The sequence below is a fragment of the Microbacterium atlanticum genome (assembly GCF_015277815.1).
Lineage (GTDB): Bacteria > Actinomycetota > Actinomycetes > Actinomycetales > Microbacteriaceae > Microbacterium > Microbacterium atlanticum.
The window spans coordinates 398,243-423,946 of record NZ_CP063813.1; the positions used below are offsets into that span (position 1 = coordinate 398,243).

General features: G+C 67.4%; 16 protein-coding genes and 2 pseudogenes. 16 read left to right on the top strand and 2 right to left on the bottom strand.

What is annotated here, in order from left to right; genetic code table 11:
• Window positions 1–112 precede the first annotated feature (112 nt).
• From IR212_RS01755 to IR212_RS01785, 7 genes are all read left to right on the top strand, one after another.
• Window positions 113–1,474, top strand: a complete 1,362-nt coding sequence (locus IR212_RS01755) for an MFS transporter (protein ID WP_194397326.1) — start codon at window positions 113–115, stop codon at window positions 1,472–1,474.
• A gap of 30 nt (window positions 1,475–1,504) precedes the next feature.
• Window positions 1,505–4,168, top strand: a complete 2,664-nt coding sequence (locus IR212_RS01760) for a family 78 glycoside hydrolase catalytic domain (RefSeq protein WP_228479432.1) — start codon at window positions 1,505–1,507, stop codon at window positions 4,166–4,168.
• Between the two features lie 30 nt (window positions 4,169–4,198).
• Entirely contained in the window at window positions 4,199–5,428 is a 1,230-nt protein-coding gene (locus tag IR212_RS01765; protein ID WP_194397327.1) for a glycoside hydrolase family 1 protein, read from the top strand.
• A gap of 3 nt (window positions 5,429–5,431) precedes the next feature.
• Entirely contained in the window at window positions 5,432–6,229 is a 798-nt protein-coding gene (locus IR212_RS01770) for an SDR family NAD(P)-dependent oxidoreductase (protein WP_194397328.1), read from the top strand.
• Between the two features lie 32 nt (window positions 6,230–6,261).
• Window positions 6,262–7,152: an SDR family NAD(P)-dependent oxidoreductase gene (locus tag IR212_RS01775; RefSeq protein ID WP_228479433.1), complete on the top strand. Its 891-nt coding sequence runs from the start codon at window positions 6,262–6,264 to the stop codon at window positions 7,150–7,152.
• A 38-nt stretch (window positions 7,153–7,190) separates the two neighbouring features.
• On the top strand, window positions 7,191–8,195 hold the full coding sequence (locus IR212_RS01780) for a Gfo/Idh/MocA family protein (protein WP_194397329.1): 1,005 nt from the start codon (window positions 7,191–7,193) through the stop codon (window positions 8,193–8,195).
• Between the two features lie 117 nt (window positions 8,196–8,312).
• Window positions 8,313–9,809, top strand: a complete 1,497-nt coding sequence (locus IR212_RS01785) for an MFS transporter (protein ID WP_194397330.1) — start codon at window positions 8,313–8,315, stop codon at window positions 9,807–9,809.
• Window positions 9,810–9,866: 57 nt separating this feature from the next.
• Here the strand turns inward: IR212_RS01785 and IR212_RS01790 are convergent, their stop codons facing one another.
• Window positions 9,867–11,084, bottom strand: a complete 1,218-nt coding sequence (locus IR212_RS01790) for a helix-turn-helix domain-containing protein (protein ID WP_194397331.1) — start codon at window positions 11,082–11,084, stop codon at window positions 9,867–9,869.
• A gap of 136 nt (window positions 11,085–11,220) precedes the next feature.
• On the opposite strand from IR212_RS01790, the gene IR212_RS01795 reads away from it, so the two are divergent.
• The 9 genes and pseudogenes from IR212_RS01795 to IR212_RS01835 all read left to right on the top strand — a co-directional run bounded on the left by IR212_RS01795 (window position 11,221) and on the right by IR212_RS01835 (window position 23,246).
• The gene (locus tag IR212_RS01795; RefSeq protein ID WP_194397332.1) at window positions 11,221–13,461 is read left to right on the top strand and encodes a glycoside hydrolase family 2 protein; all 2,241 of its coding nucleotides are present in this window, start codon (window positions 11,221–11,223) and stop codon (window positions 13,459–13,461) included.
• Window positions 13,462–13,469: 8 nt separating this feature from the next.
• Window positions 13,470–14,864, top strand: coding sequence for a glucuronate isomerase (gene uxaC / locus IR212_RS01800; RefSeq protein WP_194397333.1), 1,395 nt, complete (start codon window positions 13,470–13,472; stop codon window positions 14,862–14,864).
• Entirely contained in the window at window positions 14,861–16,318 is a 1,458-nt protein-coding gene (locus IR212_RS01805) for a mannitol dehydrogenase family protein (RefSeq protein ID WP_228479434.1), read from the top strand. The genes uxaC and IR212_RS01805 overlap by 4 nt, the downstream gene beginning before the upstream one ends.
• Window positions 16,315–17,553, top strand: a complete 1,239-nt coding sequence (gene manD / locus IR212_RS01810) for a D-mannonate dehydratase ManD (protein WP_194397334.1) — start codon at window positions 16,315–16,317, stop codon at window positions 17,551–17,553. Before IR212_RS01805 ends, manD begins: the two co-directional genes overlap by 4 nt.
• Entirely contained in the window at window positions 17,550–18,122 is a 573-nt protein-coding gene (locus IR212_RS01815) for a gluconokinase (RefSeq protein WP_228479435.1), read from the top strand. The genes manD and IR212_RS01815 overlap by 4 nt, the downstream gene beginning before the upstream one ends.
• Before the next feature lie 520 nt (window positions 18,123–18,642).
• Complete coding sequence (locus tag IR212_RS01820) at window positions 18,643–20,007, top strand: 3' terminal RNA ribose 2'-O-methyltransferase Hen1 (protein ID WP_194397335.1); 1,365 nt, start codon at window positions 18,643–18,645, stop codon at window positions 20,005–20,007.
• A pseudogene (locus IR212_RS01825) lies at window positions 20,004–22,522 on the top strand (polynucleotide kinase-phosphatase). The gene IR212_RS01820 and the pseudogene IR212_RS01825 overlap by 4 nt, the downstream one beginning before the upstream one ends.
• A 42-nt stretch (window positions 22,523–22,564) precedes the next feature.
• A pseudogene (locus IR212_RS01830) lies at window positions 22,565–22,819 on the top strand (flavin reductase family protein); the annotation flags it as partial.
• Window positions 22,820–22,997: 178 nt separating this feature from the next.
• A complete protein-coding gene (locus tag IR212_RS01835; RefSeq protein WP_194397336.1) occupies window positions 22,998–23,246 on the top strand; it encodes a hypothetical protein in 249 nt (82 codons plus the stop codon).
• A 93-nt stretch (window positions 23,247–23,339) separates the two neighbouring features.
• Here the strand turns inward: IR212_RS01835 and IR212_RS01840 are convergent, their stop codons facing one another.
• The gene (locus IR212_RS01840; protein WP_194397337.1) at window positions 23,340–25,448 is read right to left on the bottom strand and encodes an alpha/beta hydrolase-fold protein; all 2,109 of its coding nucleotides are present in this window, start codon (window positions 25,446–25,448) and stop codon (window positions 23,340–23,342) included.
• Window positions 25,449–25,704: the final 256 nt, after the last annotated feature.

Genomic DNA, 25,704 nt, shown 5'->3' on the forward strand with positions numbered 1-25,704 from the left:
GCGGTTACATTCTACGAAGAGTTACCGAGGTGGTTACTTTTGGAGGGCGGCCCGACGCCCGCCTGTCCTCCCGCGCAGCTGCGGGCAGACGACGCACGTTGATGAAGGAGTCATGGTGACCAAGAACGAGCCGAACGCGCGGGCGCTCGCCGAGGGCCTCGCCGCTGCGGAACCGCTGCCGGGGAACGAGACGGCGCTCGACGTCGTCGACGCGCCGGCCGCCGCCGGACCCGGTGAGCCCACCACTCCGATGAGTCGCTCGTACATCCTCTGGCTCATGCTCGCCAGCTTCGGCGCTTCGATGGCGATGATGGTGCCGCTCTCGTACGGCATCGCGGTGCGCATCACCGAATTGGCTCCCGGTCATGAAGAGGTCCTCGGCTACATCACCGGGAGCGCGCAGCTCGTCTATCTCCTCATCAGCCCGCTCATCGGCATCTGGAGCGACCGCACGCGATCGCGCTTCGGCCGCCGCTCGCCGTTCATCTATCTCGGCACCGGCATCGGCCTCGTCGGACTTGTGATCATCGGACTCGCACCGAACCTGCTGATCGTCGGAGCGGGGTGGGTGCTCGGCATGACCGGCTGGTCGATCGCCGGAGCAGCGCTGCAGACGCTGCAGGCCGACAAGCTTCCCGAGAAGCAGCGCGGAAAGGTGTCGGCTCTCACCGGGCTGATGACCCAGATCGCGCCGGTGCTCGGCATCGGCGTGGCCTACGCCGTGTCGTCGAGCACCCTGCTCATCTTCCTCGTACCGGGTCTCATCGGCGCCGTGTTCCTCGCGCTCTTCCCGCTCATCAAGCCGGAGGGCAGCTCGAAGGACATCCCGCAGCGCGACCAGGTGACGGTGAAGTCCGTCGTCACGAGCTATGGCTTCAACGTGCGGAAGTACCCGGACTTCGCCTGGAACTGGCTCGGCCGCTTCGTTTTCTTCATCGGCCTCTACTTCAACACCACTTTCGGCACGTTCTTCTACGCCCAGCGGCTCGACCTGCCCGTACGCGAGGTCGCCGGCATCGTGGCCACCGTGGGCATGATCGGCGTGCTGGCCGCCGCGGCCGGCGCCATCGTAGGCGGCTTCCTGTCCGACAAGCTCCAGCGTCGACGCCTCTTCGTCATGCTCGCGGCGCTGCTCTTCGTCGGAGGCGCGGTCGTCGAGGCCACGGCCTGGTCACTGCCGCAGATCATCGTGGGCGCCGTCCTGATGCAGCTGGCGATCGCGGTGTTCGCCACTGTCGATCAGGCGATCGTCTACGCGATCATCCCCGAGCGCGACCAGGCCGGACGCTACATGGCGGTGATCCAGTTCGCGCAGAAGATCCCGAGCGCCGTGGCTCCGCTGCTCGCCGGCGTCGTCATCACGATCGGGGCTGTCGGCGGCGACAAGAACTACACGCTCCTCTATCTGGCAGGTGCGGTGTTCGCGCTCGTGGGCGGGCTCATCATCCTGCTCAAGGTCAAGTCCGTCCGCTGATCCGCCACCCAGCCGGAAATCCCGCCCATCATGCTGCACAATGCACCCTTCGGTCTGTCGGTCGACAGCGGCGGTGACCAGTTCGCCGTCACCGGGGACCGGCCGCGCCTGTCGTGGAAGAACCCGATCGATTCATCGGACCGGTCCGTCGTCGAGGCGACCGTCGACGGCGGCCTCCCCGTCACCGCCAATGTCGCCGGGCACCGCTTCGTGGAGTGGCCCTTCGGCCCGCTCGGCAGCGGCAGCCGCGTGCAGTGGCGGGTGCGCGAGGATGCACCGGATGCCGCGTGGTCGGAACTCGCGGAGTTCGAGGTCGGACTGCTCGACCAGGATTGGTCGGCCGACTGGATCTCCGCCGTCGAAGGAGACGATCCGGGGTACGGGCAGCGCCCAGTCGCCGTACTGACCGGCTGCTTCGAGCTCGACACCGAGGTCGTCTCCGCCCGGCTGTACGCGACGGCGTTGGGGATCTACACCGCAGCTGTGAACGGACGCCGCGTCGGCACGGACGAGCTCGCCCCCGGTTCCACCTCCTACGACCGCACGCTCTACGCCCAGGCCCACGACGTCACCGCCCTCGTCGGTCCCGGCGAGAACCGCATCGAGGTCGAGCTCTCCGACGGCTGGTTCCGTGGCCAGGTGGGTGCCCACCGCCGCCCCGCGCAGTGGGGAACGACGACGGCACTCCGACTCGAGCTGCACGTGCGCCTGCGCGATGGATCGCTGCAGGTCTTCGGCACCGACGAAACCTGGACCAGCCGCCCGTCCACGATCATCCGTGCCGATCTCATGGCCGGTCAAGCGGTCGATTTCTCGAAGGCGGCTTCGCGGCGGCATCCCGTGCGTGTCGGAGCGATCGACGCGCCGACGATCGACTGGTCTCCGGCCCCTCCGGTGAGAGTGATCGAGACCCGCTCACCGGTCGCCGTGAAGCGTCTGGGCGATGACGTGTGCGTGATCGACTTCGGTCAGAACGCATCGGGCTGGATCCGATGCACAGATCTCGGTGCGGTGGGCACCAGGACAGTGATCGAGTACGGCGAGTACGTCGACGCGACGGGCGACCTGTCCACCTCCCATCTCGACTCCACGCAGCCCGGTCACGACCCGCTCGTGTTCATCCAGCGGGACGAGGTGACCGCCGGACCTGCTGGTGCGGTCTTCGAGCCGCGCCACACGGTGCACGGATTCCAGTACGTCCGGATCACCAGGACGGGGTCTCCGCTGGACGCGGCATCCGTCACCATGCAGGTCGTCCACACCGACCTCGCTCGCTCGGGCACGTTCGAGTCCAGCGAACCCGACCTGAACCGGCTGCACGAGATCGCGGAGTGGAGCTTCCGTGGCAACGCCGTGGATGTGCCGACCGACTGCCCAACCCGTGAGCGGCTGGCTTGGACGGGCGACTACCAGGTGTTCGCCCCGACCGCGACACGGCTGTATGACGTCCACGGCTTCACCCGGAAGTGGCTGCGGTCGGTCAGGGATGACCAGCTCGACGACGGCCGCATCGCGAACTTCTCGCCCGACGGCCGCCAGATCAAACGCCATCTGGACGATCAGTTCGCGATGATGACTGGATCGTCGGGCTGGGGCGATGCGATCGTCGCCGTCCCCTGGGAGATGTACGTCTCCTACGGCGACGAATCCGTTCTCGCGGAGAACTACGACGCCATGGTGCGGTGGGTGGAGTGGGCTCTGGCCCAGGCTCGCGGCTCGCGACACCACGCGCGTGCGCAGGCATCCCCCGACCCAGAACCCTTCGAGGAATACCTCTGGGACGGCACGTTCCACTGGGGAGAGTGGACCGAGCCCAAGCAGCGCGACGCAGACGGCAATTTCATCGACCCGATCAAGCACAACCCCATGGCCTGGTTCATGGCGGACAAGGGCGAGGTGGGGACCGCGTTTCTGCACCGCTCGACGTCGACCCTGGCGCGCATCGCCGAGATCCTGGGACGAGGAGCGGATGCTGCGCGCTACGCCGAGGTCGCCGCCAAGGTCGCAGCCGCCTGGCGTGACGCGTACCTGCGCGAGGACGGAACGACGGTCACCGACACCCAGGCGGCCTACGTCCGCGCCCTGTCGTTCGGGCTCATCCCAGACGCGCTGCGTGCGGCGGCGATCGACCGCCTCGTGGAGCTGATCCGCGAGGCCGGAACCCATCTCGGCACGGGCTTCCTCGCAACCGGCGATCTGCTGCCGGTACTCACGGATGCGGGTCGTGCCGACATCGCGCACGAGCTCCTGTTCCAGCGCACGGCGCCGTCCTGGCTCTATATGGTCGACCGCGGAGCGACGACCATCTGGGAGGACTGGGAGGGTATTGATGAGCAGGGCATCGCCCACGAGTCGCTGAACCACTACAGCAAAGGCGCGGTCATCAGGTTCCTGCACACTCACACGCTCGGCCTGCGTCAGGATTTCGGCTCCGTCGCGTGGGAGAAGGTCGTGATCGCTCCGGTGCCCGCACCAGGGATGACTTGGGCGCGCGGCGCGCATGACGGCCCGCAGGGGCGCATCGACGTCGAGTGGCGTGTGGAGGGCGACCGCATCCGCATCTCCGCGGACATCCCGGGCGGCACCCACGCGCGGATCGTGTTCCCGGACGGAACCGAGCGCCAGGCGGGGCCCGGCCGCTTCGACGAGACCGCCGGGATGCCGGCATCCCTTCCCGCTGTCAGCGTGCGCTGACAACCACACCGATGTGAAAGAGAGCAAGCAATGACGAACTTCCCCGATGGATTCCTGTGGGGCGCCGCGACCGCCGGCCACCAGATCGAAGGCAACAACGTCAACAGCGACTGGTGGGCACGCGAGCAGATGATGCCCGGCATGGAGCTGTCCGGCGACGCCGTGGACAGCTACCACCGCTACCGCGAGGACATCCAGCTTCTCGCCGATGCGGGCCTGACGTCCTACCGGTTCAGCCTCGAGTGGTCGCGCATCGAGCCGGTGCGCGGGCACTTCTCCAAGGCGGAGCTCGCGCACTACCGCCGCATGATCGAGTTCTGTCTCGACAACAGCGTGACGCCGGTCGTCACCCTGCAGCACTTCACAACGCCGCAGTGGTTCGCCGCGCTCGGCGGATGGGAATCGCCCGAGGCGGAGGCGCTGTTCTGCGCATACGTCGAGCAGGCGTGCACGATCCTCGACGGCGTCGAGTGGGTCGCCACCATGAACGAGCCCAACATGCAGGCCGCCATCATGACGGCGATGCGCCATCTCTCCGCCTCGGGAGGCGACTGGACCAGCCCGACCGTCGAGGCCGAAGGCGACGATCAGAAGAAGCAGACGCACAGCGAGTTCCTGACGTACGCCGATCCGGAGATCGGCCGCATGTTCACCCGGATCCATCACGCGGCACGCGCGATCGTCCGCGATCGGACCAGCGCGAAGGTCGGTTGGACGATCGCCGCGGGAGCGCTGACCGCCGCACCCGGCGGCGAGGAGAAGCTGCGGCAGATCCGATACGGCAAGGAGGACGTGTACTGGGAGGGCAGTCGCGGCGACGACTTCGTCGGCGTGCAGGCCTACTCCTCCCAGCAGGTCGACGCGAACGGGCTCGTCCCGCACCCGCCGCACCCCGACAACACGCTCGTCGGCACCGCGTTCCGCCCCGACTCGCTCGCCATGGCGGTGCGCCACGCGTGGGAGATCAGCCAGCACACGCCCATCGTGATCACCGAGAACGGCATCGCCACTGCCGACGACGAGCAGCGCATCCGCTACACGGGCGAAGCCCTGCAGGGTCTGCTCGGCACGATCGCCGACGGCATCGACGTGCAGGGTTATCTGCACTGGTCGCTGCTCGACAACTTCGAGTGGGGGCACTGGGAGCCGACGTTCGGCCTCATCGCCGTCGACCGCGACACCTTCGTCCGCACCCCCAAGCCGAGCCTCGCGTGGCTCGGCCAGGTGGCGCAGCGCAACTCGCTGTCGTGGGAGGCCTGACCGATGAAGATCTCGGGCAAGACGTTCGTCGTCACCGGCGCCGGTAACGGCATCGGCCGCGAGGTGACGCTTCAGCTCCTCGCCACCGGTGCATCGGTCGCAGGTGTCGACCTCAACGAAGCCGGCCTGCGGAGGACCGCGGAGCTCGCCGATGCTGGTTCGCGGTTCACTTCGCATGTCGTGAACATCACGGACAGGGATGCCGTGGAGGCGCTGCCAGCGCAGGTCGAGTCTGCCCACGGCCCTGCCGACGGCGTGATCAATGTCGCGGGCGTGATCCAGAAGTTCGTGAAGGTCACCGATCTGGCCTACTCGGAGATCGAGAAGGTCATGAACGTGAACTTCTGGGGCACGATGAACATGGTCAAGGCGTTCCTGCCGGTGCTGACCTCGCGTCCCGAAGCCGCCCTCGTGAATGTCGCGAGCATGGGCGCTTATGCTCCGGTCCCCGGTCAGGCCGTTTACGGGGCATCCAAGGCGGCCGTGAAGGTGCTCACCGAGGCGCTCTACGCCGAGCTTCTCGACACGTCCGTCGCGGTGACGGTGATCTTCCCGGGCGCGATCGGCACAGATATCGCCGCGAACTCGGGTGTGGCGCTGTCGGACGGGTCGCAGGACGCGCCCGCGTACAAGACGACCCCGCCCTCTGCCGCCGCGGCAGTCATCGTCGACGCCGTGATCAAGGGCAGGTACCGGGCCACCATCGGGAGCGACGCGGCGACGATGGACAAGCTCTCGCGCCTCAACCCAAAGCGGGCAACCACCCTCATCGCCAAGCAGATGGGCGCTCTGCTCAACTGACGGCATCGGGCGCCTGACGAAGGGCTCGCTGGGTGCCCCGCCTCAAGCCGTACGCCCAAATCCCTGGCAGCAGCACGCAAAGGAGCACAATGTCTTTCCCGTTCGCCGACGTTACCAACCGTCCACTATCCGAGCTTCTCTCGTTGCGCGGACGCCGCGCCGTCGTGACCGGTGCTGCCCAGGGCCTAGGCAAGGCCATCGCCTCCCGCTTGGCCGAGGCTGGCGCCGACCTTCTGCTGATCGACCTCAATGCCGACGCCGCCGATTCCGCGGCCACGGAATTGGCGCAGCGCTACGGGGTCCGCGTACTGAGCACGCGCGCCGACGTCGCCGATGCTGCGTCCGTTGTCGCCGCGGCTGATTTCGCCGCCGCCGAACTCGGCGGCATCGACGTCTGGGTCAACAACGCGGGGATCTTCCCGAACGCGCCTGTGACGGTGATGCCGGACGAGATGTGGGATTCCACCTTCGCCGTCAACGCCCGCGGCGTGTTCCTCGGAGCACGTGAGGCCGCACGCCGGATGTCGGCGGACGGTTCGGGCGGGGTCATCGTGAACATTATTTCCACGGCCGGCGTGCAGGTGGCGTTCCCAGGCATGGCCGCCTACGTCGGCTCGAAGCATGCGGCGCTGGGCATGACCAAGTCGCTCGCGGTCGACCTGGCCCCCCTCGGCATTCGCGTGCTCGGCGTCGCGCCGAGCTTCGTCCCGACCGAGGGCAATCTCGCCGCCGCGAAGGCCGGCGCCGAGGCGGCTGCCGCGGCGGGCATCGAGATGCCTCCGCTGGAGGTCATGAACAAGAGCATGATCGGCCGAATGGGCACCCCCGACGACATCGCCCGCGTCGTGCTCTTCGCCGCCAGCGACCTCTCGATGATCATGACGGGCAGCACCCTCATGGCCGACGGCGGCGAGACGCTCTGACCTAAAAGGCCGCGAGTCGCCAACGAAAGGAGACGACGATGCTCACATGGGGGATCATCGGCACCGGCGACATATCGGAGCGGCTGGTGGCCGACCTCATGACGCTCCCGGACGCGCGCGTGTCTGCGGTGTGGGGGAGGTCGGCCGCGCGTGCCGACCACTTCGCCCGGACGCACGGCATCCCTGTCGCGACGGAATCACTCGACGCGCTCCTCGCCCGCGACGATGTCCGCGTTGTGTATATCGCCACGCCAGCCCACACCCACGCCGACATCGCGATCGAAGCGCTCGCGGCGGGCAAGCACGTCCTGATCGAGAAGCCGATCGCGGGAAGCGCCCCGGAGGCGGAGCGCATCTTCGCGGCGGCTCGAGCAGCGCGCCGCTTCGCGATGGAGGCGATGTGGATGCGATTCAATCCGCTCCATGTCGACCTCCTCGACCGGATCGGCGCTGGATTGCTCGGTGAGGTGAGCAGCGTGCGTGCGAGCTTCGGCACGCCTTTCCACCCGCGGGGGCGCGTCCGGAAGCCGGCAGACGCGGGAAGCGCGCTGCGCGATCGGGGAATCTACGCGGTCACCCTCAGCAGCTGGTTCCTCGGTGAGCCCATGCGGATCGCGGCCTCGGGGGTCTTCGACGGCGACGTCGACACGTCGGGCCATACGACGCTCGAGAGCGGGAGCGGCTTCGCGCACTTGTCGTGGTCGGGCACGGAGTTCCTCGACCTGTCGGCGTCGGTGGCCGGGGCCCGTGGATGGGTGACGATCGCTCCCATGTTCTGGGCCGGAACGCGCGCGAACGTGCATGCGGGGTCCGCCGAGGCGATCTTCGGATCGCCGGAGGTCATCGAGCATCCGCGTCTGGGCAACGGATATCGGCCGATGCTCACTGCCGTCGCCGATGCGATCCAGTCGGGGCTTCTCGAGCATCCGTGGCACACGCACGCCGACACGCTCGCGGTCTCTCGCTCGATGGACCAAATCATCTCAGCAATGCGCTCGGCGCAGTCGGTGTCCCCGCCGCGATCCGTTCCGAATCTCTACTGATGCTGCTCGATCCGTTCTATTCGGCGGCTGGTGGCCGAACGTAGCGTTGCGTTCGCCTCGATCGCATCGTGGAATGGGCCACAGCGCCGAGGCGATACCCGAAGGAGTGTGAACGCGATGGCGCGTACCCGAAAGCAGTCAGCCAGCGAGGTCGATGGCGTCGTCTACCGCCGTGCCCGCACGTGGGAGATCGCCTTCTCCCAGCTCAACAACGGCTCGGCGATGATCTTCTACGTCCTGGTCGGGCTCATGAGCTACCTCCAGAACGCGGGCTATGGCATCGCGGTCGCGGTTGCGGGGATCATCCTCACAGTGACTCGCGTCTTCGATGGGGTGATCGACCCGCTGATCGCCTTCGTCATCGAGAGGGTCACGTTCCCCTTCGGCAAGCTGCGGTTCTTCATGCTCGCCGGCTGGGCGATCCGTTCGCTGGCGATCCTTCTGCTCTTCGTCTGGGGATCCGACACTGGGCTTGGCGCGGTCTTCTTCATCGCGATCTACCTGGTGTACATCGTCGGCTCGTCGATGAACGACATCGCGGGCCAGATGTCGGGGCCCGTACTGACGAACGACCCCCGTCAGCGCCCGACCGTGCAGGTGTGGGCGACCGTCTACGCCTACCTCATCCCCGCAGCGTTCACGATCATCTCCACGGTGGTCTTCCTGCCGCGCCACGGCAACGAGTTCACCGTCGCGATGCTCAGCGAGACGGCCATCACCTACGTCGTCTGCTCCTTCTTCTTCCAGATCCTCGCGTGCGTCGGCGTCGCCCGCGTCGACAAGCCCGAGAGCTTCGAGCACCTTTCCGTCACTAAGGCGGACGCGAAAGTGTCCATCCGCGACATGTGGAATGTGCTCGCCCACAACGGATCGTTCGTGCGCTACCTCATCAGTGGCGCCTCGGACAAGCTCGCTCAGGTGGTCAAGTCGCAGGCGGTGATCGGCACCCTCATGTGGGGCATCCTTCTCGGCAACATGCAGCTCGGCACGATTCTCAGCCTGGTCGCGATCTTGCCCGGCATCATCTTCGCCATCTTCGGCGCGCGCTACAACGGCAAGCACGGCTCCAAGGCGGCCACCGTCACCTGGACGTGGATCTGCCTCATCCTGGCCGCCGTACTCCTCGCCTTCTGCCTGGTCATCGACCCCCGCTCCATCCTCGGCAGCCTGCCGCTCACGATCGTGTTCTTCCTCGTGTACCTCCTCCTCAACGGCGCCTCGATGGTCGTCACGGTGGCCCAGGGGGCGATGCGCGCGGATGTCATCGACTACGAGCTGGAGCGCTCCGGGAAGTATCTGCCGGCGACGGTGACGGCGGTGTACAACATCTTCGATCAGATCATCTCGTCGCTGGGATCGACCCTCGCGCTCGGCGCGGTCGCGCTGATCGGGTTCACGACGGTCATGCCCCAGCCCACCGACAGCCCTAACCAGGCGATCCTCCTGATGACGATGGCGCTGTTCTTCGGGCTTCCCATCCTGGGCTGGATCTGCACCCTCATCGCGATGCGGGGCTACAAGCTCGACCGCGTCGAGATGATCCAGGTCCAGAAGCGGATCGCCGCCCGCAAGGCTGCTCTCATCGCGGAGGAGCCGGCAGGGTCGCTCGCCTGAGACGACGCGCCCCGCGGTCGCGCGGCCCCAGACGGGGCTGCCGGTCGCGGGGCTCTCTCAGCGGGAGTGCAGCTCCCGGTAGGCACTCGGTGTCATCCCGTACTCAGCGCGAAACACCTTGACGAAGTAGTTCGCGTCTTCGTACCCGACGAAGACGGCGATATCCCGCACGCTCTGCGTGGTGGTCGCGAGAAGGCGGGCCGCGCGCTCCGCTCGCCGACGGGCGACGTAGCCGACGACAGTCGTACCCGTCGCATCCTTGAACCGGCGAGCCAGTGTCGACGTCGAGACGCCGAGTCGCTCAGCCAGCTCCACGGTCGAGACGTGGTGGCTCAAGTGAAGGTCGATCTCGTCGGTCACCCGACGCACGAGCGGGGGATAGCTGCGCTGACGGTGGCGCCGCACGCCCTGGCAGAAGTCCGTGACCATCTGCGCCGTGAAGCCGAAGGTCCGGCGAGGATCGGACGTGTGGCCGATGCGATGCAGCCGCTGGGCGTATTCCTGCGAGATCGCGTCGATCGTCACAGCCGGCAGGCCTCCGCGCTGCGCCGCGACGCGTGCCATGATGCGCAGGATGGTAGCGCCGAGGAACGGCGTGTTGAGGTAGCCGCTGATCCGCGGCATCCCGGACAGCTTCTGCAGGGCCGCCAGCGCGTCCTCGGCAGAGCCATCGGCGACCGCGTCCATGAACTCCTGCTCCCGCTGGTAGCGCTCCTCCACCACCGCGAACGACGCGGACTGCGGAGCGTCACCCAGCCCCGGCGTGATCGTCCCCGCTTCCGCCTTGACGTGCTGCAGACTCCCCAGCGTGTCCTCGGCGCCGGCGGCACGCAGCAGCGCTGCAGCGCTGCGGTACACGTACTCGGCGTCGAGGATCGGGTAACGCGTTCGATAGAGCTTGTACAGCGAGAGGTGCGCGGTGGGAATGGCGAGCCGGCTCATGAGCTCCTCCGCAGTCCCTGGGTACAGAGGCTCGTGTGTATAGGGGCCGATGAGGAGAAGGCGATCGTTCCAGCGCGCGACGGACACCGCCATGCCGAGCGGCTCCTCGATCTCGTGAACGACCTGAGGGGGCATTCCATCGACGAACGACCGCAGTGCGGCGACGGTGAAGGCCGGCTGCAGCTGGGGGTTCAGGCAGTGATCGCGTTCGAAGGTCGTCAGGGCTGAGTCGATGTCGCTGGTGAGCACCAGGGGGCAGCTGAGCACCTCCGCGAGCACCGCGATGACCGGCTCGAGGCTCGCGTCGCGCTCGGCAGGTGAGTCCGTTGCCACTCCGTGCTCCTCTTCTCAGCGATTGGTGCGAGATCCGTGCTGCTGCTGCGTGACCAGTTCTATCATTCACGCCCCGTGGGTTCCTACGTTGGGATAGCCCGGTATGTGCCGGTGCTGTGCGCCGAAGGAGACCACAATGACGCAGCCTCCCCCCGACCTCGCCCGCCGGGTGACCCCGATCCTCGACGACTGGGCGTTCGCGCCACTCGAACTGGCGGTGGACTCGAGCTGGGACGACGTGGTCGAGGCGGGAGAGCCTGTCACCCTGCCGCACACGTGGAACGCGGCAGATGGTCAGGCGGGCGGCGGATACCGGCGTGGGCGCTCGACGTATGCGCGGCGTGTGTCGGCGGTTACTGACGCCGCGGAGACGTGGGTGGAGTTTGCCGGCGTGAACTCCTCCGCCGAGGTGTATGTCGGTGGCCAGCTGCTCGCCCGGCACGACGGCGGGTACTCGACGTTCCGCGTGGACCTCACGGCCGTTCTTGCCGACGGCCCCGCGACCCTCCTCGTCATCGTCGACAACTCCGCGAACGAGACGGTATACCCGCAGCAGGCCGATTTCACTTTCTACGGGGGCATCTACCGCGACGTTCGGCTGCTGGGTGTGGGCACCGTCCACTTCGCTCTCGGTGAGGCCGGCGGCCCGGGTCTCACCGTGGTGCCCACTCTCGACGGCGATCACGCCGACGTAGCGCTCAGCGCGCGCGTGGATGGCGGGGCTGCGGCATCCGTGCGCTTCCACATAGACCGCGAGACGGCGCAGACCGTCCCCGTCGCAGCCGGCGAGGCGATCGCCACCCTCCGGATCGAGCGGGTGCGCCGGTGGCACGGCCTGCGTGACCCCCACCTCTACACGGCACGTGCCGAACTCCTCGTGGAAGGCGAAGTGGTCGACGAAGTCGAGCTGCGATTCGGATGCCGCGAGTTCGCGGTCGACCCGCAGCGCGGCTTCCTGCTCAACGGCGAGGAGTATCCGCTGCGTGGAGTCTCGCGCCACCAGGACCACGAAGGGGTCGGCAATGCCATCACCGAGGAGATGAAGCTGACCGACCTGGCCCTGATCCGCGAGCTCGGTGCCACGACCGTGCGCCTCGCTCACTACCAGCACGACCAGCGCTTCTACGAGCTGTGCGATGAGGCCGGACTGGTGGTGTGGGCCGAGATCCCCCAGATCACCGTCTTCCTTCCCGGTGCGACGGACAACGCGCGCGACCAGCTCACCGAGCTGATCGTCCAGAACCGTCACCACGCGAGCATCGTCTGCTGGGGACTGTCGAACGAGATCACGCTGGCGGGCGCCGGCGAAGACGTCGTGGCGGCGCACCGCGAACTGAACGAGCTCGCACATCGCCTCGATCCGACCCGGCTCACGGCCATGGCGAACCTGTTCCTGCTCGAGACCGATCACCCGCTGGTCACCGTGCCCGACGTGATGTCGTACAACCTCTACTTCGGGTGGTATGTGGGGGAGGCGGCCGACAACGACACGTGGCTCGATGACTTCCACGCCGCCTACCCCGGCATCGCGATCGGCCTCTCGGAGTACGGCGCCGACGCCAATCCGCAGTATCAGTCGGCGGAGCCGGCGAAGGGCGATTACACCGAGTCGTACCAGGCGCTGTACCACGAGCACCTCGTCGAGATGATCGAGGAGCGCCCCTGGCTCTGGGCCACGCACGTGTGGAACCTCGCCGACTTCGGCTCGGCCGGGCGTGACGAGGGCGGGGTGGCCGGCCGCAACCAGAAGGGGCTCGTCTCCTTCGACCGCACCCTCAGGAAGGACGCCTTCTACGTCTACAAGGCGGCGTGGTCGACTGAGCCTTTCGTGCACGTCGCGGGTCGGCGCAGGGCCGATCGTGCGGAGGAAGTCACCGAGGTCGTCGTGTACTCGAACCAGCCCCGTGTCACGCTCCTGGTCGACGGCATGGAGGCGGGGACGACCGAGGGACGTCGTGCGTTCCGGTTCGACGTCCCGATCTCGGGACAGCACCAGATCACCGCGCGGGCGGGCGAGCTGGTCGACACGATCTTCCTTCGCAAGGTCGACGAGGTGACCGCAGCGGCGGTGCGGCCGACGACGACGATCGCGAACTGGTTCGAAGACGCAGAGCTTCCCAGCCCGACGGGATTCTTCTCCATCCGCGACACTCTCGCCGACATCAAGCAGTCGGAGGATGGGGCGCGCGTGATCGCCTCGGTCATGGAGGCCATGGCGACCAGCCGCGGTGAAGTCGGCCGCGGGGTGGAGATCCCGCCGGCGATGCTCAAGATCATCGATCGGATGAGCGTCGAGAAGCTGCTCCAGCAGGCCGGCGAGGTGCCGATCGAGCAGGTGGCGGCGCTCAATGCTCAGCTGAACCTCATCGCCAAGTGAGCGCCGCGATGACAGCCGGTGGGCGCTATCGCCTCTTCCCCGCAGAGCAGCGCCTGCGCGAGCTCGCGGCGGATCTCCACGACGAGGTCGCGACCGCTCCGATCATCTCGCCGCATGGACACGTCGATCCGCGTCTCCTGGCGGACGATGTGCCGTTCTCCGATCCGGCCGACCTGCTCATCACGCACGATCACTACGTCACGCGGCTGCTCCACGCGGCGGGTGTGTCCCTCCCCGAACTCGGGCTGGACGCGGCGCACCCGGTCGATCCGCGCCAGCCCTGGCGCATCCTGGCAGCGCACTGGCACCGGTTCGCCGGCACTGCGAGCGGCTTCTGGATCGCCGACGAGCTCGCGTCGCTCTTCGGCGTGACCGACGAGCTGGGGCCCGAGAACGCGGACGCCGTCTACGACCGAGTCGCGGCGGCCCTCCGCACCGACGGGTTGCGCCCGCGCGCGCTGTTCGAGCGATTCCGAATCGAGCTTCTCGCCACCACCGACGACCCGCTCGACGACCTCTCCGTCCATCAGCGGCTCGCCGACGACCCTGCATTCCGCGGGCGGGTCGTGCCGACGTTCCGGCCCGACGCCTACCTCGACCCCGAAGCATCCGGATTCTCCGACCGAGTCCACAGACTCCTCGGTGCGACCGGACGCCCCGCCACGTTCGACGGATACCTCGGCGCGATCGAAGACCGGCGCTCCCACTTCATCGCGCACGGCGCGGTGTCGGCCGACCACGGCGTGCTGGAGCCGCTCACCCTCGACCTCGATCCCGGGGCGGCGCAGCGGCTGTTCGCTGACGCCCTGGAAGGACGGATGGATGCCGCGGATGCGCGCGTCTTCCGCGGTCACATGCTCTTCCAGATGGCGCGCATGAGCACGCAGGACGGGCTGGTCATGACCGTCCACCCCGGGGTGCGTCGCAATCATCACCGGCCCACGCTCGACAGGTTCGGGCCTGACACCGGGCACGACATCCCGGTGCGCACTGAGTACACCGAGAACCTGCGTCCTCTCCTCGAGGCCTTTGGCACGGTGCCTGGCTTCCACCTCGTGCTGTTCGCGGTCGATGAGACTGTCTTCTCTCGAGAGATCGCTCCTCTCGCCGGCTTCTATCCCAGCGTCTACATCGGCGCCCCCTGGTGGTTCCTCGACGCCCCCGACGCGATGCGCCGCTGGCGCGCCGCCGTGACGGAGACGGCGGGTTTCTACCGGTCGAGCGGGTTCATCGACGACACCCGCGCGTTCCTGTCGATCCCCGCCCGACATGACACCTCGCGCCGGGTCGATGCCGGCGTTCTCGCACGACTGGTCGACGAGGGCCGCGTGAGCATGCCCACCGCGCGGCGAATCATGCGCGACCTGGTCGAGACCATTCCGCGCGAGGTGTTCAAGCTGTGAGCCCGACCGCTGCACGCCGCGCCGGTGCCGTCGGCGTCCTTCTCGATCGACGGGCGGCAGGGGCGGTCGCCCCGCCCGAACGCATGGTCCACCTCGGGCTGGGCGCGTTCCACCGTGCCCACCAGGCCTGGTATACCGCGCACGCCACCGACGCAGAGCAGTGGGGGATCGTCGCGTTCACGGGACGCAGCCGCGATCTCGTCGACCGGCTGGGGCCGCAGGGCGGCGTGTACACGCTTATCGAGCGCGGCGCCGACAATGACGCGTTCGAGATCATGCCGAGCATCGTCCGCGTCGAAGCGGGCGATGACGTGGACGCCTTCGTCGCCACGGTGGAGCAACCTGACATCGCCATCCTCACGCTCACGATCACCGAGGCCGGGTACCGCGTCGATGAGCGCGGCAGCCTCGATCCGGCCGATCCGGCCGTGAGCGCCGACATCGCCCTACTGGCGACCGCCGTCAGCGGCTCGGGAAGTGATCGCGAGCCCTCCCACCCGATCACCGCACTCGGCCGGATTCTCCTGGCGCTGCATGCTCGCCGCCTCGCCGGTGGCGGCCCGATCGCTCTCGTCTCCTGTGACAACCTCCCCGACAACGGTGGGTTGCTGCAGCGCGCGCTGCAAGACCTCGCCGCAGCGGTCTCGCCCGAGTTGGCTCACTGGATCGACCAATCGGTGTCGTTCGTGTCCACATCCGTCGACCGGATCACACCGGCGATCGACTCGGCCGCCGAGTCGGCAGCGGTCGCCGATGCGACGGGGTGGCTGGACGCGGCGCCTGTGGTCACCGAGCCGTTCTCGGACTGGGTGCTCTCCGGCGACTTCCCGGCCGGCCGCCCGGATTGGGAATCAGCGGGCGCCCGCTTCGTCGATGACCTCACCCCGTGGGAGAACCGCAAGCTCTGGGCCCTCAATGGGGCGCACACCGTGCTCGCTGCGCTGGGTCAGGCACGCGGGCACACGATGGTGAGCACCGCGATCGACGACCTCGTGTGCCGCCAGGTTGTGCGGGCCGTGTGGGACGACGTCGCGCGGCAGCTGCCGATGCTCGACCTCGCGGCCTACCGCGTCGCGCTGGTCCAGCGGTTCCGCAACCGTCGTATCGAGCATCGCCTCGCGCAGATCGCGCTCGACTCGACCACCAAGATGCGGCTGCGCATCGTCCCGGTTGCGCTCGGCGAGCGGGCGGCAGGCCGGTCCGCGGAGGGGTGCGCGGCTGCGGTCGCCGCATGGATGGTCGGCGCGGGCGCAGGTGCGGTGGTGAGCCCTATCGCCGCAGCGGTCGGCGACCGAATCCTCCATCCAGAGGTCCAGCGCGAGCTCCTCGGTGCCCTCGATCCTCGACTGGCGTCCGACGAAGACTTCGCCGCCCGCGTTTCCGTGGCGGTCGACCGGCTCGCGGCATCCGGAGTGTCCTTTTCACCGTCCACAGAAGGAGTCGAACACCCATGATCATCGACAAGGCCGAGGTGATCGTCACCAGCCCCGACCGCAACTTCGTCACGCTGAAGCTGACGACGGACGAGGGGCATACGGGTCTCGGCGACGCCACACTCAACGGGCGTGAACTCGCCGTTGTCGCGTACCTGACGGAGCACGTCGTCCCTTTGCTGATCGGGGCGGACGCGTCTCGAATCGAAGACACGTGGCAGTTCCTCTACCGGTCCGCGTATTGGCGCCGCGGGCCGGTCACGATGGCGTCCATCGCCGCGGTCGACATGGCGTTGTGGGACATCAAGGGCAAGGCGGCCGGGATGCCGGTCTACCAACTGCTCGGCGGCGCCAGCCGAACCGGGCTCATGGCCTACGGTCACGCGTCGGGCAAAGAGCTGCCGGAACTGTTCGACTCGATCCGCTCGCACCAGGAGCAGGGCTACAAGGCGATCCGCGTGCAGACCGGGGTGCCGACGCTCAAGGCGATCTACGGCATCGCCGCCCAGGGCGCCGACGTCGGCGACGCGACCGTGCGCTACGACCACGAGCCGGCCCGCCGCGGCGCGAAGCCGGTCGAGGAGGACTGGGACACCCGCGCCTACCTCAACCACCTGCCGGGGGTGTTCGAGGCGGTGCGCAACGAGTTCGGCCCCGACATCCCGCTGCTCCACGACGGTCACCACCGCATGACGCCGATCCAGGCGGCCCGGCTCGGCAAGGACCTCGAGCCGTACGACCTGTTCTGGCTCGAGGACTGCACCCCTGCCGAGAACCAGGAGGCGCTGCGGCTGGTCCGTCAGCACACCACGACCCCCCTGGCGATCGGCGAGATCTTCAACACGGTATGGGACTTCAAGGACATCATCCGTGACCAGCTGATCGACTACGTCCGCGGCGCCGTGACCCACATGGGCGGCATCACGGCGCTCAAGAAGACGCTCGACTACGCGGCGATGTACCAGATCAAGTCGGGCATGCACGGTCCGACCGACATCTCGCCGGTCGGGATGGCCGCGGCGATGCACCTGGGCCTGTCGATCCACAACTTCGGCATCCAGGAGTACATGAAGCACGGTGTGAAGACCGACCAGGTGTTCCAGCAGTCGTTCACCTGGACCGACGGCTACCTGCACCCCGGCGACAAGCCGGGCCTCGGCGTCGAGCTCGACGTCGACGAGGCAGGCAAGTACCCGTACGAGCAGGCGTACTTGCCGTACAACCGGCTCCTCGACGGCACTGTTCACGACTGGTGAGTTTCGACGCACAGCTGCCGGGCATCGTCGTCATGGGGGTGTCGGCGTCGGGCAAGACCTCGGTCGCCGCGGAGCTGGCTCGGCTCCTGCGGCGGTCGATGATCGACGCAGACGACCTGCACCCGGCTGCGAGCGTAGCGAAGATGGCGGCGGGGCGGCCGCTCGACGACGCCGATCGGTGGCCGTGGCTGGATGCTGTGGCGGATCGACTCGCTGCTCCCGAACGGCCGGTGGTCGCGTGCTCCGCGCTCAAGCGGTCGTACCGTGACCGGCTGCGTGTGGCCGCACCGAACCTGGTCTTCATCCACCTGACCGGCTCGCCCGATCTGCTCGCCGAGCGTGCCGGGGACCGCCGGGGCCACTTCATGCCGCCGTCCCTGTTGCGGTCCCAGTTCGATGCCCTCGAGATGCTCCAGCCCGATGAGATGGGCGTGGAGTTTGACGTCGCGGCATCCGTTGACGACATCGCTCACGACGCGCGTGACTGGGTGTCAGGATTCGTGTGGACCAGCGTGAACGGGGTGGTCTCGTCCGTCCCTCGGGAACAAGAGCGGGAACAACCGCAGTGAATCGAGCGTGTTTCGATGCAGTGTTTGAGAACTGGGAACGTTGATTTCATGCGGTTCTGAGACCCCATGAGACCCCTGTGATGCGGTCCCGTAAGGGTTCAAATCCCACCGTCACCGCCATGAAAACCCCTGTTCAGCAGGGGTTTTCTTATTACCCTGACCGCAGTTTGCCCTCGTCTGCTCAGGGCGCGACGGGCGGCGAACGCGTCGATTGCGCAGGTGGGTCGGCGCTGCGAGCGAGCGCGGTCGTAAGGGTGTCCGCCCTCGACCCGCGAGATTCCGCGGTCTGACGCGGATTTCGTAGACATCACGGAGACCCCGTGACCTCCTGGGTCCGCCCCTACGGTGGGCAACCCCCCACGGTAGATGGTGCCCGCCGAGCCGGGAACTTTCAGACTACGGAATTGCAGAGTCTGGAGGTTGGACCTCGGTGCCTCGCCCTGCTCGGGTTCGCCGTCTCCGCGAGTGGAACGGTCGGGCCGCATAGAGTTGTGCGGATGCCATCAGGCGGGAGGCGGTAATGCTGGTCACCGTGACACTCGAGCCGGCTCGCGACTCGGGGATCGACGCGAGCGTGCTCGGCTTCCTGGTCCATAAGCATCCCGGCAAGGTCCAGATGTTCTCCGCGCCGGTGGGCGACATTCACGTGTTCAACCCGGAGGCGACGAGCGATCGCTGCACGGTGGCGGTGTTGCTCGAGGTAGACCCCATCGGTCTCGTGCGGAACAAGCGGTTTCGTGGCGATGCCGGTGTCCTCGAGCACTACGTCAATGACCGGCCGTACGTGGCGTCGAGCATGCTCGCGGTAGCGATCGGGACAGTGTTCCGCACGGCGATGACCGGGCGGAGCGACTCGTATCCCGATGTGGCGGCGTCGCCACTTCCGCTCCGGATCGAGATTCCGGTGGTCTCTGTTCGTGGTGGCGACGACCTCGTGCGTCGTCTGTTCGAGCCGTGCGGCTGGACGGTCGTGCAGGAGCGGATTCCGCTCGATCCGGATTTCCCTGCGTGGGGTGATTCGAGGTTCAGTTCCGTGACCTTGACCGGCGAGGTTCGCCTCGCCGAAGCGCTGCGCCAGCTCTACGTGCTGCTCCCGGTCCTCGATGACGCGAAGCACTACTGGGTCGGCGACGATGAGGTGGCCAAGCTCGAGCGAGCGGGTGAGGGCTGGTTGGCGCAGCATCCCGAGCGGGATCTGATCACCCGCCGGTACTTGATCCATCAGCGCTCGCTGCTCGCGCAGACCGATGACGTCGCCGATTCGGCTGCGGAGACCCCGCTGAGAGTTCTGCGCGCGGATGCCGTCATGACCGCACTCAAAGACGTCGGTGCGCGCAGCGTGGTGGATATGGGCTGCGGGCCTGGAGCACTGCTGTCGCGGTTGGCGAAGGATCTGTCGTTCACGAAGATCGCAGGAGTCGACGTCTCGGCACGCTCGTTGGAACAGGCGGCACGGATGTTGCGACTCGACTCTGCATCCGACGCCGAGCGTGACCGCATCGAACTCCTCCACGGCTCCGTCGTCTACCGCGACGGCCGTCTTGTCGGGTTCGATGCGATGGTGCTGATGGAAGTGATCGAACACGTCGACCCGTCGCGGCTTGCCGCGGTCGAGGATGCTGTGTTCGTAGGAGCCAAACCCGCCGCGGTCGTGATGACGACGCCGAACGCCGAGTACAACGCCCTGTATCCCACGCTCGTCGACGGTGCGTTCCGGCACGACGATCATCGATTCGAGTGGACGCGTGAGGAGTTCCGAGCGTGGGCGGACGACATCGCGGCCCGGCACGGGTACTCCGCCGAGTTCCGTGCGGTCGGTGTCGAGGATGCGGTGCTCGGCGCTCCCACACAACTCGCCCTCTTCCGGCGGGAGGTGGCCGCGTGAGCGTGCTGGACATTCCCGCGCTGTCGCTCGTGGTCCTCGTCGGAGCGTCCGGTTCGGGCAAGTCGACCTTCGCCCGCGAGCACTTCGGGCCGTACGAAACGCTGTCGAGCGATGTGTTCCGTGGCATCGTTGCGAACGATGAGGCCGATCAGTCGGCGACGACTGCGGCATTCGACGCACTGCAGTACGTCGCGGGCAAGCGTCTCGATGCCGGTCTGTTGACCGTGATCGACGCGACGAGCGTACAGCCCGAAGCTCGTCGCAAGCTCGTGGAGCTCGCAAAGGCTCATGACGTGCTCCCCGTGGCGATCGTGTTCGACCTGCCCGAGTCGATGAGCATCGCGCGAAACTCCGAGAGGACCGACCGCGAGATTCCTCCCGGGTGGTGAAGCGGCAGACCGACCAGCTGCGGCGCAGCCTGCGCCACCTTGGTAAGGAGGGCTTCCGGAAGGTTCATGTCCTGCGTACGCCTGAGGATGTGGCCGCTGTCACGATCGACCGCACGCGCCTTCTGAACGACCGGTCCGACGAGCACGGGCCGTTCGACGTCATCGGCGACGTTCATGGCTGCCGCAGGGAACTCGAGACACTGTTGACCAGCCTCGGGTACGAGTTCCTCCGCGATGACCAGGGGCGAGCGATCGACGCGAGGCATCCCCGCGGACGCCGGGTGGTCTTCCTCGGCGACCTCGTCGACCGCGGCCCGGACGTCGTCGGCGTCCTGCGGCTCGCGATGGGGATGGTGGCATCGGGCGCTGCGCTGGCGGTGCCGGGCAACCACGAGGCGAAGCTCGTGCGCGCGCTGCGCGGCGCTCAGGTCACCGTCTCGCACGGTCTCGAAGAGACGCTCGCGCAGCTGGCGGGTGAGTCCGAGGAGTTCCGCGAGCAGGTCGCGATGTTCTGCTACGACCTCGTTTCGCACCTCGTCCTCGACGACGGCCGGCTCGTCGTTGCTCATGCGGGACTCAAGGAGCAGTACCAGGGCCGAGCCTCCGGCCGTGTCCGCGCGTTCGCGCTCTACGGTGAGACGACGGGAGAGACCGACGAGTTCGGTCTGCCGGTGCGGTATCCCTGGGCACAGGACTACCGCGGCAAAGCTGTCGTCCTTTATGGGCACACGCCCGTGCCGACCGTCGAGTGGATCAACAACACCGCCTGCCTTGACACCGGCTGCGTATTCGGCGGCGCTCTGTCGGCGATGCGGTATCCGGAACGCGAGGTCGTCTCAGTGCCCGCCGAGCGGGTCTGGTACGAGCCGATCCGCCCGCTGGTGCCTCAAGCGCCCGAGCGCGAGCCAGGTGTGCTGAACCTCGCAGACGTGCAGGGCAAGCTCATCATCGAGACGAGCCTGCATGGCCGGGTCGGCATCAAAGAAGATCAGGCAGCCGGTGGGCTCGAAACGATGAGCCGCTGGGCAACCGACCCCCGCTGGCTCACCTACCTTCCGCCGACGATGTCGCCGCCCAACACTTCGGCACGCGAGGGCTATCTCGAGCACCCCGACGAAGCCTTCGCCTACTTCCGCGACCACGGTGTCACCGATGTGGTTTGCCAAGAGAAGCACATGGGATCCCGCGCTGTCGTCCTGGTCTCCCGCAACCCGGCAAAGTTCAACGCACCCGACGGGTGGCGGGGAGTCATCCACACCCGCACGGGCCGCCCGTTTTTCGAACCAGCCGCCGAAGCGGCAATGCTCGCCGGACTGGACGACGCCCTCGACAGTGCCGGCGTGTGGAACGAGTTGGACTCCGATTGGATCCTGCTGGACAGCGAGATCCTGCCCTGGTCACTCAAGACCGGCGACCTCATCCGTGACCTCTACGCATCGGTGGCTTCTGCCGGTACGACGGCCACGACGGCCGCGTCATCGTTGCTTGCGCGGGTGACGGCATCCGGGATCGACGTCGCCGCACTCGCGGAACGGATGAACATCCGGGCCGACAATGCGGCACGATTCCGTGACGCATACCGTCGCTACGTCGGCGCGCCGGGAGAGGTACGGCTCGCCCCCTTCCAGGTGCTCGCAGCTGGGAATGGGACTTTCGAGGGCCGGGATCACGGCTGGCACCTTGCGATCGCAGACCGAATGGCGCAGGCGGCGCCGGACACGGTGGCGTCAACGCGACGTGTCCGTGTCGACCTCGGCGACGACGCGTCCGTGTCGGCCGCGGTGGGGTGGTGGGATCAGCTCACCGATGCCGGCGGGGAAGGCATGGTCGTGAAGCCCTTCGCCAACCTGACCCGAAAGAGCAAGGGTCTCGTGCAGCCTGGCATCAAGGTGCGTGGTCGCGAGTACCTGCGCATCATCTACGGCGCGGACTACACGAACCCGGCCAACCTCAGTCGACTTCGTGACCGCGACACCGGTCACAAGCGATCCCTCGCTGCGCGCGAGTATGCACTCGGCATCGAGTCGCTCCACCGCTTCACCAGCGGTGAGCCACTGTGGCGCGTGCACGAGGCAGTGTTCGGGGTGCTCGCGCTCGAGTCCGACCCGATTGATCCGCGGCTCTGAGCGCATTCTCTCTCACCAGGATGTCAGTCGACAGGGTCGACCAGCGGCATCGATCGATTCGCCGATCCGACCGAATGGGCACGCCTCGCCACGGGCGAGCCTGTCTTCCCGACGGCCCGGGCGTGGTTGCGCTGCGGGATCGTCAACCGGATGGATGCCGGAGACTCGACCGTGATCGCCGCCCACGCCCTCCAGCTTCACGTCGCACGGGATGTCACGCCGGGTGGAGCTGGGAGCGCGCTCGTCTACCACAACCGCTCGTGGCATCGGCTCGGCGCTCATTCCGTGATCGACTGACCCCCACCGACAACCGCGATAGTTCCCGGGAGCACGCTGACGCAACTTGCGACTTCGCGTTACGCCCGGTTCCGGTTCGCCCACAATCACCGCCACGAAAACCCGCGTTTACCAGGGCGGTTCTTGTTTCGCCCGCGTCGGATCCGCGTCGAGCCGCGATGTGCCCAAGTCCGTGCGCATGGAGTTCCACGACCTCGCATCTGTTGAGGCGCGCACCGGAATGACGAGCCACGGCCAAGCACAGCTCGCCATCGGACGCCAGCTCGCGGAGATCTTCTCCGATCCGACACTCCAGCCGGGCGACACCGCGTTCCACGATCGCGACGGGCGCTTCCTGACCCCCGCGTTCATCGCCGATGAGAAACGGCAAGCGGACCTGCTCCATGCCGGCGTCACCCTCGCCGGCGAGGCCCTCACGACTCGATGACCGCGCAAGCCCCGCGAAAAGTGACCTGTGAGGGCGAGAACACCGTTCCCGCCCTCACAGGCCCTCATCTCGGCGCCGGTGACGCCCGAGGCGTCAGCCCCGGAACAGGCGCGGCAGCAAGTCGATCAGCGACTTCTGCCACACGTCCCAGCTGTGGGGACCCGGGATGATCGGAGCGAACTCGTGCTCGACACCGCGGGCCGTCATGCTGCTGATCAGACTCAGCGTCGCTCCATAGGTGAAGTCCTGGACGTCACCGGAGTAGATGCGCAGCAGCTTGGTCCCCTCGTTGATCGCCGCGACGTCCGCACCGGCGGGAACGCTGCCGAACGCCGACATCCCGCTGATGTACGCGAACTCGCCCGGGTGCGCCCAGAGCGTGGTCAGCGTGGCCCCGGAGCCCATCGACAGGCCCGCCAGTGCGCGGTGCTCGCCTTCGCTGCTGACGTTGTACTGCTCCTCGGCTGCCACCGTGATGCGCTGCGTGATCTCGTTGGGGAAGTTCACGCCGTTGCCGTTGGCCATGACGACCACCATGGGGACGATGTTCCCCTTGGCGTAGTGGTTGTCCAGGATCTGGGCGGCGAAGCCGACCTCGATCCAGTCCGTCCACGTCTGCCCGCCGCCGTGCTGGAGGTAGAACACGGGGTAGGCCTCAGCGCGATCGGGGTCGTATCCCGGGGGCGTCCACACGTAGGCGGAGCGCACAGGGTTGCCGCTCGCGGTGCTCGTGTAGTTCATGACCTCGACGTTGCCGCGAGCCTCGGGTGCAACCGGCGTCGTGTACTCACCGCGCAGCGTCTCATCGCCGGGCACCTGGAACGTGCTCCAGTTGGGCTCCGACAGCACCGTCGTCGGGTTGGTGGTGTCCTTGCGGTCCGACCCCTCCACGACGAACTTGTAGTAATACGAACCCGCCTCGACCGGCATCGTCAGACGCCAGCGACCGTCGTCCTGCTTGGTCATGGGCGTCCGCGGCCAGCTGCCGGCGGGCCCGAAGTTTCCCCACACCGTCACATTGTTCGCGTCGGCGAACTCCGTGCCGGTCTCGAAGGTGACCACGCCGTTCTCGTCGATCCACGGCGTGGGGGTCGTGCCGGGCGCCGGCAGGGAGTGCGGCTCGAGCGGAAGGTGGCCCTCGCTCGGACCGGTGTCACCGGCGTCCTGGAAGACGCGCTGCGCGAAGTCATGCAGGTTCTTCTGCCACGTGTCCCACGTGCCACCGGTCTCCGGGTCGGAGCCGTCCGACTGGAACTCGACGCCTGCCGCGCCGAGCTTGTCGGCGAGGCTCACCGTCGCGTTGTAGTCCGGGTCGGTGACGTTGCCGACGTACAGGCGGATGAGGTCGGTCGCGTCGTTGATCTGCTTCGCCTTGCCCTTACTGATCTTCCCGCTGCCGTTGCCCAGGTTGCCCTGCAGGTCGGCTGAGAACGAGCCGACGTTCGAGAACTCCTTCGTGGCGTCGACCAGAAGGCTGAGTGCCTGGTCGGCCCCGCGCCCGATGCCGGCGATCGCGCGATCTTCTCCGTCGCTGGAGACGTTGAATGCGGCTTCCGCGGCCGGAAGGAGGTTCTTCACGACCTCATCGCGGATGCCGTCGACCTCGCCGTCGCCCATCACGACGACCATCGGCTCGGCGTTTCCGTCGAGGGTCAGGTTGTCGAGGATCTGCTGCAGCCGGCCCAGCTCGACCCACTCGCGGTAGCTCTGACCCTCATCCTGCAGCAGGTACAGGACCGGGTACGGCTCCGCGCGGTTCTCGTCATAGCCGGGCGGTGTCCACACCAGCGCCGAGCGCTCGCCACCCGTGACCTTGCTCGAGTAGGTGAGCGGCTCGAGGTTGCCACCGTCCGGTGCGTCGGCGAGCCACTCAGCGCCCGGGCCGTCGACGAAGAGGGTGTTCCACGTCGGCTTGGAGGTCACCTCCTGAGGGCTGGCGGGATTGCGGAAGGGAATGGCGTCCTCACCCCACGACGGCCGCGCCGAATACTGGTAGTAGTACAGACCCGGCTCGAGCGGGCCGATGGTCGAGGTCCAGCTGCCTCCGCTGGCTCCCATGTTCAGAGTCGTCCAGGTCTTGCCCGGCGCGAAGTTGCCTTCGACCGCGACGACGGAGCCGGTGATCCCTGTCGCCGGCTGGATCGCCGAGTTCGGGACCGCGAACCGGTAGACGTCGGGGACGACATTGTCGACTTCGGTCACCCACGGATCCTCAGCCGCTGCGGCGGGCTGGGCCGCGAGGAGTGCGGACACTCCCAACGCGGCGGCGGTGGCCATCGCCACCAAGACACGACCGGAGCGCCTCTCGGTGCCCCGCTCTTGATCTGTCCACATACTCTCGAGTTCCTCTCGTGTGCAGCCCGCACGTCGTCATGCGGGTGCTTCGACACCGGAGGAGCACACCTCCGATGGAGCGGCGACGTGCAGCCGTGGGGACGGTTTACAACGTCGTAATTTC